The organism is Nocardia vinacea NBRC 16497 (assembly GCF_000308835.1).
GTDB lineage: Bacteria > Actinomycetota > Actinomycetes > Mycobacteriales > Mycobacteriaceae > Nocardia > Nocardia vinacea.
In genome coordinates, this window is sequence record NZ_BAGN01000152.1 from 1 (window position 1) to 9971 (window position 9971).

10 protein-coding genes are annotated in these 9971 nt (G+C 66.5%); 1 reads left to right on the forward strand and 9 read right to left on the reverse strand.

Going from position 1 to position 9971, the window contains the following annotated elements; all coding sequences use genetic code 11:
* Positions 1-22: 22 nt before the first annotated feature.
* The gene (locus tag ON44_RS20110) at positions 23-2683 is read left to right on the forward strand and encodes a RelA/SpoT family protein (RefSeq protein WP_373283185.1); all 2661 of its coding nucleotides are present in this window, start codon (positions 23-25) and stop codon (positions 2681-2683) included.
* A gap of 416 nt (positions 2684-3099) precedes the next feature.
* On the opposite strand, the gene ON44_RS20115 is transcribed toward ON44_RS20110, so the two are convergent.
* The 9 genes from ON44_RS20115 to ON44_RS20155 form a co-directional block, all read right to left on the reverse strand.
* On the reverse strand, positions 3100-3885 hold the full coding sequence (locus tag ON44_RS20115) for a bifunctional DNA primase/polymerase (protein ID WP_051182222.1): 786 nt from the start codon (positions 3883-3885) through the stop codon (positions 3100-3102).
* Between the two features lie 253 nt (positions 3886-4138).
* A complete protein-coding gene (locus ON44_RS20120; RefSeq protein WP_040692357.1) occupies positions 4139-4453 on the reverse strand; it encodes a bifunctional DNA primase/polymerase in 315 nt (104 codons plus the stop codon).
* 111 nt (positions 4454-4564) lie between these two features.
* Entirely contained in the window at positions 4565-6370 is a 1806-nt protein-coding gene (locus tag ON44_RS20125; protein WP_051182223.1) for a ParB/RepB/Spo0J family partition protein, read from the reverse strand.
* 140 nt (positions 6371-6510) lie between these two features.
* On the reverse strand, positions 6511-6726 hold the full coding sequence (locus ON44_RS20130; RefSeq protein ID WP_040692359.1) for a hypothetical protein: 216 nt from the start codon (positions 6724-6726) through the stop codon (positions 6511-6513).
* Positions 6727-6836: 110 nt separating this feature from the next.
* Complete coding sequence (locus ON44_RS20135; protein WP_040692361.1) at positions 6837-8075, reverse strand: hypothetical protein; 1239 nt, start codon at positions 8073-8075, stop codon at positions 6837-6839.
* Positions 8076-8316: 241 nt separating this feature from the next.
* Positions 8317-8598, reverse strand: a complete 282-nt coding sequence (locus ON44_RS20145) for a hypothetical protein (protein WP_040692363.1) — start codon at positions 8596-8598, stop codon at positions 8317-8319.
* Positions 8595-8735 (reverse strand): hypothetical protein, encoded by a 141-nt coding sequence (locus ON44_RS20150; protein WP_157187229.1) that lies wholly within the window; start codon positions 8733-8735, stop codon positions 8595-8597. The genes ON44_RS20145 and ON44_RS20150 overlap by 4 nt, the downstream gene beginning before the upstream one ends.
* 74 nt (positions 8736-8809) lie before the next feature.
* Complete coding sequence (locus tag ON44_RS46925; RefSeq protein ID WP_051182224.1) at positions 8810-9349, reverse strand: hypothetical protein; 540 nt, start codon at positions 9347-9349, stop codon at positions 8810-8812.
* The coding region (locus ON44_RS20155; protein WP_157187230.1) for a DUF3560 domain-containing protein at positions 9346-9971 on the reverse strand (626 nt) is incomplete at its 5' end. The genes ON44_RS20155 and ON44_RS46925, both read right to left, overlap by 4 nt.

The following is a 9971-nucleotide window of genomic DNA, read 5'->3' on the forward strand; positions in this document are numbered from 1 at the left end:
CGAACAAGCTGCTGGCCTGCACGTGCAGGCGCTGACGCACTATCGCGCCCTCGGCCACCGCCACGGCGAAGCCGACGCACTCGACGCCCTCGGCGACCTCCGCCGGCATACCAAGGATGACGGGCAGGCTGCCGATCTGTACCAGCAGGCACTCACCCTCTACCGAGCCCTCGACTACCGCCTCGGGGAAGCCGACGCCCTTAAAAACCTCGGCCGCGTACGCGAGACCACAGAGGATTACGGTCAGGCCGCCGAGTTGTACAAGCAGGCGCAAACTCTCTATCGCACCCTCGGCCACCGCCACGGTGAAGCCGACGCTCTCAACGCCCTCGATGCCCTCCACCGACTCATCGAGGATGACCGGCAGGCTGCCGACCTGCACCAGCAGGCACCGATGCGACAGCCGGACAGCGCTTCGACGGCGGCGACCTCCGCCTCCCGTGGCGTGCGCGCTCGCTTGATGCGCCGAATAAAAGGTCAGCGCGGCATCGCCGCGGTTAAGCCGGTGCTGCAGCCGCTGGCCGGCGTGCATCGCGAGCTGTATCCCACGGCGAACCTGATGCTGCTGCAGCGCGCCTTCGACGTCGCCGACGAGCGGCACAAGCATCAGTTCCGCAAATCCAGTGACCCGTACATCACCCATCCGCTCGCGGTCGCCAACATCCTGGCCGAGCTCGGCATGGACACCACCACGCTGGTGGCGGCACTGCTGCATGACACGGTCAATTACACCGACTACCCGCTGGAGCAGCTGACCGAGGACTTCGGTTCCGAGGTGGCGCACCTGGTCGACGGCGTCACCAAACTCGACAAGGTCAACCTCGGCGCGGCCGCGGAGGCCGAGACGATCCGCAAGATGATCATCGCCATGGCGCGTGATCCGCGCGTTCTGGTGATCAAGGTGGCCGACCGCCTGCACAACATGCGCACCATACGTTTCCTGCCGCCGGAGCAGCAGGCCGAGACAGCCAAGGAAACCCTCGAAGTCATTGCGCCGCTTGCCTATCGTCTCGGCGTGGGGACGGTCAAATGGGAGCTCGAGGATCTGGCCTTTGCGATCCTGCACCCGAAGAAATACGACGAGATCGTCCGTCTGGTCGCCGCCCGTGCCCTCTCGCGCGCCGATTATCTGGCCCGGGTGCGCGCCCGAATCGTCACCTCGCTGAGCGCGAGCCGCATCGCCGCGGTGGTCGAGGGTCGCCCGCAGCACTACTGGTCGATGTATCAGAAGATGATCGTCAAGGGTAAGGACTTCGACGATATCCACGACCTGGTCGGCATCCGCATCCTGTGCGATGAGCTCCGCGACTGCTACGCGGCGGTCGGTGTGGTGCATTCGCTGTGGCAGCCGATGGCGGGCCGGTTCAAGGACTACATCGCCCAGCCGCGCTATGGCTACCAGTCGCTGCACACCACGGTTGTCGGGCCCGACGGTAAGCCGCTGGAGGTGCAGATCCGCACTCAGGACATGCACCGCACTGCGGAATTCGGCATTGCCGCGCACTGGCGCTACAAGGTAATCCGCGGTAAGCATTCCAGCGATTCCACCGAGGTCGACGATATGGCGTGGATGCGCCAGCTGCTCGATTGGCAGCGTGAGGCCGCCGACCCGGCCGAGTTCCTGGAGTCTTTGCGCTTCGACCTGGTGTCGCCGGAGATCTTCGTGTTCACCCCGAAGGGTGATGTGATCACGTTGCCGTATAAGTCGACTCCGGTCGATTTCGCGTATGCCGTGCATACCGATGTCGGGCACCGCTGCGTCGGCGCGCGGGTCAATGGCCGTCTGGTTGCACTGGAGCGTCAGCTCGAAACCGGTGAGGTCGTCGAGGTATTCACCTCCACCACAAAGAACGCCGGGCCCAGTCGTGACTGGCAGAACTTCGTGGTCTCCCCGCGCGCCAAGGCCAAGATTCGGCAGTGGTTCGCCAAGGTACGCCGCGAAGAGGCGCTGGAGGCAGGTAAGGAAGCGATCACAAATGAGGTCCGCCGCGTCGGGATGCCGCTGTACCGGTTGATGAACGTGGACGCGATGACCGCCGTCGTGCATGAGCTGGACTACACCGACATCTCGGAGCTCTACGCCGCCGTCGGCGAGAACGAGGTGTCCGCGCATCACGTCGTGCAGCGACTCGTGGCCCAACTCGGTGGCATCGGTGATGTGGAGAACGAGCTGGCCGAGCGCTCCACCCTGTCGACGACGCCGAGCAGGCAGTGGGTCACCGGCGACGCGGGCGTGCTGATCCCGGGCGCGCGGGGCATGGTCGCCAGGCTGGCGAAGTGCTGCATGCCGGTGCCGGGCGACGAGATCGTGGGCTTCGTCAAACGCGGCGGCGGGATCAGGGTGCACCGCGCCGACTGCATTAACGTCGGATCGCTACAGGATCAGGCTGAACGCATCACCGACGTCGAATGGGCGCCATCACCGTCCTCGGTATTCCTGGTGGCCGTTCAGATCGAGGCGCTGGACCGCACCGGCCTGCTGCTGGACATAATCAAGGCGCTGACCTTCGAGAAGGTCTATATCCTGTCTGCCTCGGTCGCCACGCACGGTGACCGGGTCGTGATCAGCAGGTTCACCTTCGAGATGGGCGACCCGAAGCACCTGAGCCATCTGCTCCGCGTGCTCCGCAACGTAGAGGGCGTCTACGACGCCTATCGGCCTACTGGCCCCAGTGCCGTGTAGTACCTTGACCGCGACTTCTTGCCGGGACGATAGTCGGTGCCTTCGTAGCCTTCACCGCCCGATGGTGGGTACACGACGGATGACCTCCGCAACGTTGTCGGGTTCGGCCAGGTGTGGGATGCCCAAGCGACGGCTTGGGAACTGGGGCAAGTTGCGCGGGAACCCGAACAGCGTGGTCTCGTTGCCCTGGATAACTGTCCAGTTCCACCCTTGGTCGCTGAAGTCGTCTTGGCCTATGTGCTCGTCGCCCTGGTCGCGGTGCCAGCTGATCAGGACCCGATGCGGCCCACCCCCGCGCGCCGTGCTCGAAGAACTCGCGGTCTATACAGTCACGGTCGCACCGCGTGCGAGCTGTGGGCATCCTGTAATGGCCGCCTATCGCGTTCGTTCGGTTGCTGGCGAGACACTGATGAAGGTCAAATGTTCGGCCTAATTCTCCGGGGTAGACGCTTGCCATAAGCGATGGCGTCATCGATCGTGCGCACCACCTCACCGGTGGTGTAGCCAGCGATGCCGACATGTGGTGCCGAAGCCGCGATCAGTGCGTTCCTGGCGTCCTGCTCGGTCAACTCCCCGCCGCCCACCAAGCGGCCGAGAGTGCGGGCCGCCTTCAGCAGGATCATGTGGCGCGTGCCGACTTCGGCGGCCGTCACAGCTCGTGCTTCGCTATCGACGATGGCGCTGACATAGGCAGCCGCCCGGGTGCCGGGCAACCACAGCGGCGGCCCGGGATCGGGAGGCGCGGGCGGTGTCAACGCCTCGGCGAGCCACCCGGGCAGCTCAGCGGCAGGCTCCGCGCGAACGACCCGGTAGTTGCCGTTCCTGACGATCGAACTGGCCGCGACGACATAGCCGCCGTGCGCGCGGGTGTCGATCCGCCAACCGAGCTTGGCCGTCGTATTGCGTAGCGCAAGCCCGGTGGGTGTCCGGAAATACAGGTGAAACCCCGACGGTGTTGCCACAGTGTAGGTGTCGGTCGGCACTTCTTCGCCAGCGCGAGCAGCCAACAGTGCCAACACATCTCGACCGTGGCGCGCACCCATGAACCTTTTCGGCGCTCGCCCATCATGGCCGTCATCGAGGTCGATGACAACCAGGCCCGACTTCCCGGTCACGATGCCGAGGTTGTTGCGCGCACCGTGAGCCCAGTAGCGGTGGATGCGATCGGGATCTGTGGTGGCCCGATCTTCCCAACCGCGCACCGGCAGGAGTCTTGCCGAGTGGGACCAACGGGATAACGTTCCAACCACGGCCTGCCGCAGCTAAAGCCGCGCGGAGCAGAGCTGAATTCCTGATCATTGATCCTCCGATCTGGCGGCGTGATGCGTTCGGGTTCGTTGTTGCACACCCCCTGATAGCAATGAATCAACGAGGCAAAGACGCATTGGCTCCAGTCGTTGGTGACGTTGAAGAGCGCCTGAACCAACCCGTTGATAACTGCGGGGGTGGCGATGGTCAGTGTGGGTGGCGCGGGCCGGGGCAGTGGGCGGCGAGCCGGGCAAGGGCCTCGGGGAGGTGGTGAGCGGGTGGGCTCATGTGGTGTGGATCGAGATCGATGACGTGCAGCCCGCTGGGCGGGCCGGTCGCGATCGCGACGTTGTAGCGCGGGTTGTAACCCCACCAGCGGTGGATGCGATCTTCGTCGGTGCTGGCCAACTCGGGCCAGCGCTTGATCGCCGGTTTCTTCCCACCCGGGCGCAGCGGAAACACCGGCCAGCCACGGGCGGCGGCAGCGAACGCCACCGCCCGCAGGTCCAGGACAGCGGTCACGGGATGGACACCTCCTACATGTTCGAAGGAAGGACAACCCCAGGGACGCCGGTACGCGCGCGGTAATGAACGAGGCGCGCACCGGCATGCCGGGGTGGCCGAACAGGTTGGTCAGGCGGCCTGCTCTGGCTCGTCGGGTTCGGTTGCGGCGGTGTCGATGTCGATGTCGATGTCGTCGGAGTTGACCTCGCCGAGGGCGGCGAGTTCGACGGGCACGAGCGGGTAGCCGAGTAGGCTGAGGAATTTCAGGTAGCGGCGCACGCCGCGGTCGGCGTAGCGCCACAGAGTCTTCTCGCAGCGGCTTTCGTAGGCACCGAGGACGAGCGCGAGCACGATCACCTGGGCGCGGGCCGGTTTCGTCGTGTCGAGGTCGGCGAGGACCTCGTCGCGCCCGCGGAAACCCTTGATGCCCAACAGTTCCAGGGCCGTGCTGAAGGCGTGGTATTCGCTGAGCAGCCCGCTGTCGGAGACCAGCGCCTGGGCAAGAAACACCGGAGCCTGCGCCGGTGGGGTCTTGCGCGTCAACAGCCGCCCCACGAACTCGGTGCGGGTGGTCTTGGCCGCCACCCCCTGCTTGTTGAGCTCGCGGACCCGCCGCCGCGCCAACCGCTCCTGCTCCCGCGCCTCCGCCTGGGCCTGCGCGGCGGCTTCCGCCGCAGCGCGACGCGCGGAGGCGAGCTCGTCGCCCTCGCCGTGGCCGTCTTGTTCGTCCTGGAAGGCGTCGCGGGTGTCGGTGCCGTCGGCACCGGTATCGGTGTCGGTGTCTTTCTCGCGTTCACGCAGACCGGCCGCCTCCAGCCGGTCCCGAGGCAGGAAGTATTCGGCGAGGATCTGTTCGCGTTGTTCGACCTCACGGGCGTGGCGCAGTCCTTCGGCGGGTTCGGTGTCGGGGTTTTCGCGGGTGTCCCAGTCCACGGTGTCGGGGTCGATGAGAGCGCCGGTGTCGACCTCGACCCACACCATGTCCTCGCCGACCTCCAACCACACCAGCCAGAAACCGGGGTTGGCGTTGATATGGCTGATATCGACGGCCGCGCCGTCGGCGTCGACCAGATCCGCTGCCAGCACGAGCGGCCCGTTGTCGGTGAATTGTCCGTCGTCGGGGTAGTCGGTGAGGATCCCGACCCCGGCCTCGGCGTAGGGCAGTGCCGCGGTCAGGTAGTTGCGTTGTTCGGTGCGGTCGGCGGCGATCCGGTTGGCCTCGTACGAGAACCAGTTGCGGTTGGCGCGCAGGAGTCGTTCGACTGCATCGGTGTCGCCGAGGTTGTCGTATTCGGCGATGAGAGCGGCCTGTTCGAGGTCGTACTGGCCTTCGTCGATCAATCCGCGTGCGGTGGCCGAGGTTCCGATCTTGCCCGCACGTTTGACGTCGTCGCGTTTGGTTTGCAACGCCTTCGCGACCCGGGTGAGCGAGGCGCCGAGGTCGAGCATCTGCGCGATACCCGCGGCACGGTCGCCATCGGTGAGCGGGATCCGGCGGTCGTTGACGGTGATCTGCTCGGTGATGCGGTCGATCTCGGCCTCAGCGGCATCCACCGATGGATCGAAGTCGGTGACCCACACCGGCACCTCGGTCTGCCCGTAGGCCAGCGCGGTGAGGGTGCGGACTTGCCCGTCGCGCACGACGTGGCGTCCGTCGGGCATCCGGATCACCTTGATCGGGTTCTTCACACCGTGCTCACGGATGGACTCGGTGACATCGGGGTGGTCTTCGAGCCGGAAGGTCTTACGCACGTTCTCGTCGATATCGAGCTCGGCGGGACCCATCGTCGGCCCCCGACCCGCCACCGGCGCAGCGGGCACCGCGCTCTTGGACTCGGAACCGACGACAGCCGCGGCGGGTGCCGCGTCGTCGATGGTGATTTCTGTGTCGGTATCGATGGTGTCGGTGATGGGTGTGTCGGTGTCGTTTGACATCGAATATGGCTCCTATCGTGAAACAGGTAGGCACCGGCCAGCTTTGGACTGGTCGGTGCCTACCCGAGCGGATATGACAGGTGAGAACCGGTGGCGGGCCGCCCGAGGGCCGGTCGGTGCGGCGGATTCGGTTGCGAGGGTTAGTTCTTGGTGCGGAGTGCGACGTTGATCGGGCGCAGGAACCGCGCGCCGTGGTCGTCGGGGTCGCTGTAGCCCCAGTGCTTGGCTTTCCAGTCCGGGTGCTGGGCGCGCCAGCGGGTGACGGTGGGTTCACCGAGCTCGGTGACGGTCCCGGCGGTGCCGAAATGTTCGGCGCTGTCGAACTCTGCGCGGGCGAGGGTAAGGGTGTCGGGCATGCGGAAACAACCTCCTCGAGGGTCTGGGCTGGTGAGGGCCCACAGGGATGGGTGAGGGAGAACAACGACTACGTCCGGACGCAGGCTGTGCCACGGGCCGCTGGTGGCGCTCAAACGAGGGACATCGCTTGCAGGGCAAGGTCGTCGAGGGCGTCGGCACGGTCGGCGTCGGGCACGGTTTGGCTATAGCTGGTGACGGCGTTGGCGATCCCGGCGGCGGTGAGCTGACCGCCGGCGATGAAATGCGAGAGGATGCCGGTGCGTTCGTCCTCGGTGAACCCCAACTTCTTGGACACGACTTCGATGGTGCGTTCGGGGTGCGCGACCGGAGTAGCGGCATGCCGCTCCAACTCGGTGACACGGGCGGCCAAGAACTCCGGGGACAGCCACTCGGCGACCTTGTCGCGGGTTTCAGCGGTGATCACCGCCAGGCGTTTGCGGTAGGTGTCCTGCGACCAGCCGCCGACACCGCCGACCTCGAGACGATCCCCGATATGGCGTTTGGTGTAGGCGAACATCGGCAACGTGAGCCCGTTGCCGCAGATTTCGACCATCAGCTCCGGTTTCAATGTGACTGCGTGGTGGCCGATCTCGGAGTTGGAGAACCGGAACCCGGCGAACACGATCGGCTCGCTGCCGGGACGATAGCCGTGGCCTTCGCGGGCCGCGACCGGGCGCCACCGCTCCAGTTGCCCTGCGGCGCGGCGGCGTTCGGCCTCGAGGTCGGGGTTGGCGAACGGGGTCCGATAGTTCGCGAGGAAGCTCGGTGCCAGCGCGGACACCTTCGGTGAGTACACCTTGCAGTGCATGGAGGACTCGGTCAGATCACACGAACGCACCGACACATCGGCATCGGCCAACCGGATGCCCTCCAGCACGGCGGTGAGGACGTCGAGGTTGTCGATGATCCCGTAGCGATCCGACAACACTGCCCGCAGGATCCCGGGCTCGTCCGGGACTCCGGAGGTGAACAGGCGCAGCAGAAACGACCGGTCATCACCCGTGCTGGGCAGGCGCGGGTCGTCGCAGCCATGCAGCAGGCCGTTGACGTTGCCGTCGTACAGATCGGTCCGCGATTCCTCGCGCAACCATTTCAGGTACCCAACGGGGATCTTGAGCTTGGTCCCGAGGTGGGAGTCGGCGGCGGCGGTGGGCCGGTAGAGGCCGTCGACGAGGGTGAAACCCCGCTCATCCAGGACCGGTTCGACCCCGGACAGCTGCAGCAGACCATCACTGGCACGCAACGCCGATGCCGGGGCGACGACATCGAGTTTCGCGGCCTGCTGAGCATTCAGCAGCCCGACCAGGTCCCCCAACTCGGCGTGACGCACATAAGTAGCGATCGACATGAGTGAAAACTCCTCTCCGACAGGCAGATACAGGTGACACGGCAGGGAGTGCAGGCGTTAGGTCGCCCAGGGGTTCATTGCTGTTGGCGCAGTGTCTGCACCAGCGCCCACGACGCGTCGACCTCCGCGCGGGCAACGGCGTGGCGGCGAAATGCCAGTTGCTCGAGGCCTTGAATGGCCTCCAGGGCGCGGGCAGCGTTTTGGCGGCGCTGCTCGGCCGCCCAGTGCAGCGAGGCCGGGCTCAGGGGCGGAGGGCTGCGGGCCGGGTGCACTCGAACTCGGGGCCGGCGCCGATGTCGCGGCCGTGGCACCAGTTGGTCCAGGCGTCGGCGATATTCGGGCGCGAACCGCCCGCGGCGACGAGTACGGCGAATGCATGCCCGAAATCGGTCGCCTCCCCAGCACCGACCCCACGCGCGTCGCACCAGCCACGCACGTAGCCGGTGGCCTCGAAACACATCAGCTCCGCGGTCCGGTTCCGCATCGCGGCGGTGTACTGCTCGAACTCCGGTATTCGGGTCATCGGTCTGCTCCGGGTACGTCGGCGACCTCGCCACCGATCAGCCACGCCCGCCAGGAGTTCGGGTTCGGGGACAGGGTGGTGCGCCGCTGGGCGAGGAACTCCGGCGGCACTGGTCGTCGCGGCTGGTGTGCGGACATGGCGAACAACTCCTTCGTGGGATCGACGAGCCCGTCCCGCACCCAGCGGGTAAGGGGCGGCGGTGACAGGTTTTTCAGGCTGCGGCGGCGGGCAGGTAGGTACGGGCCTCGACGATGACGCGGACCTGGTTGTGGACCTGTTCGGGCCAGCACACCGGCCCGGACACCGGGAACTCGGTGACCGGCAGCTCGATCGGTTCACCGTGCACCCGGCCCGGTTCGCGGCGCTGCGCGCTCACCCGCACCAACCCCGGGTCGGTGACCGGCTCGGGTGGGGTGGCATACCAGCGGTCGGGGTGCGCCCGCACCGCGGCGTATTCGAGGCCGCCGATTTCCCAGTACCAGCGATCGGACTGCGGGCCGCGGTGGTGGTCGAGTTTGGTCTTACCGCCACGGCGTTTCGGACGCGGCGGCAGTGGGCTCGCGTGGAGGTCCTCGAAGATGTCCGGGAACCGGTCGCGGGCTTCGGGTTCGGTCATCGCCGCCGTGATCTGGTGGTAGCGCACGGTGTAGTCGGTGGTGACCTCACGATGACAGGTCTGCTTGCCGATGATGGTGTGCAGCGGCGTGCGCGGTTGCGGAATGTTGGCCACCGACACCGATTTCGTGTTCACGTGAGTGACTTGCCGCCACACCCGGCCACCGACGCGGACGAAGTCACCGACGCTGAAATCCGTGGGTCCCCAGCCGGGGTGAGGCCGTCGGCGATCTGTTGATCGCGGACCTGATGCCAGTAGGTGATCTCATCGCCGCGTTGGGTCATCCGGTCCAGGACTCGCTGCCGATACTCACCCGTTGCGGGGGAGTGGGTTTCGGCGTATTGGACCTCACCGTCGGCGGTTCGGGAGATCACGCGGGTGTGACCGTCGAGGGTGCGTTGATCGCCGCGCTGTTCGGCCTCGAGGGTGTCGATACGATTCGCCACGGTGCGTGGTGCGTAGCGGTGATCGGTGGTTCGCGTCGCCGCGTCGGCGCGATCATGCGCGTGATCGGCGTCCCGGCCCGCCTGCACCGACCGGCCCAACGTATCCCACGACTTCTCGATCGCGCGCCGGTGACGGCGTTCGGAGTGATGGCCGATCTTGACCGGCTCACCACCCAGCGGCAACGCCTGCAGGCACGCTCGTGTGCGGCGTCGGCAGCGACGGCTTTCGCGTCCTTGCGGGTCGCCTTGTCCTGCAGCGCCTGCCCCCGGTCGGCTTGGCGTGCGGCGCGGTCGCCTTCGGCGAGCAGTGT

What these genes read in the sequence shown, in the direction of transcription:
- ON44_RS20145 (WP_040692363.1), bottom strand. Translation starts at nt 8,598, where the DNA reads ATGACCCGAATACCGGAGTTCGAGCAGTACACCGCCGCGATGCGGAAC.
- ON44_RS20130 (WP_040692359.1), bottom strand. Translation starts at nt 6,726, where the DNA reads ATGCCCGACACCCTTACCCTCGCCCGCGCAGAGTTCGACAGCGCCGAA.
- ON44_RS20150 (WP_157187229.1), bottom strand. Translation starts at nt 8,735, where the DNA reads ATGTCCGCACACCAGCCGCGACGACCAGTGCCGCCGGAGTTCCTCGCC.
- ON44_RS20135 (WP_040692361.1), bottom strand. Translation starts at nt 8,075, where the DNA reads ATGTCGATCGCTACTTATGTGCGTCACGCCGAGTTGGGGGACCTGGTC.
- ON44_RS20125 (WP_051182223.1), bottom strand. Translation starts at nt 6,370, where the DNA reads ATGTCAAACGACACCGACACACCCATCACCGACACCATCGATACCGAC.